General features: G+C 64.1%; 1 protein-coding gene. It reads left to right on the top strand.

The features are described 5' to 3' along the window. A partial coding sequence (locus EN750_RS39000) for an AsmA-like C-terminal region-containing protein (protein WP_149998823.1) occupies positions 1 to 398 on the top strand: 398 nt, incomplete at both ends.

Genomic DNA, 398 nt, shown 5'->3' with positions numbered 1-398 from the left:
GGTCGGTTCGCCACCGCCTATGATGCCGCCTTTTCGCTCAGGCTCGACCAGGAAGGCATCCGCGTTTCGGATTTGAAGGCGAAATTGCTGGGCGGGGCGCTCACCGGCCTGTTCGAACTGAAGAACAATGACGGCACCGGCCTGTTCTCTGGCCAGATGAAACTGGCGGGCGCCGATCTGGCGACCGTGCTGCCGGATGCCGGCATCAGCGGCATCGGCGATTTCTCGACGGCGCTGTCAAGCAGCGGCAAATCGGTCGAAGGGATGGTGGCCGCCTTGTCGGGCTCCGGCACGGCGGCGTTGAAGGGCGTGAAAGTTGCTGGTGTCAATCCAGATGCGTTCAGCGCGTTCCTCGCCAAGGCGGATGCGATCGGGCGCGACATCGACGCGGCCAAGAC

The organism is Mesorhizobium sp. M7A.F.Ca.ET.027.03.2.1 (assembly GCF_003999175.1).
GTDB lineage: Bacteria > Pseudomonadota > Alphaproteobacteria > Rhizobiales > Rhizobiaceae > Mesorhizobium.
The sequence above is the reverse complement of the archived record's forward strand: the minus strand, read 5'-3'. Positions and strand labels throughout refer to the sequence as shown.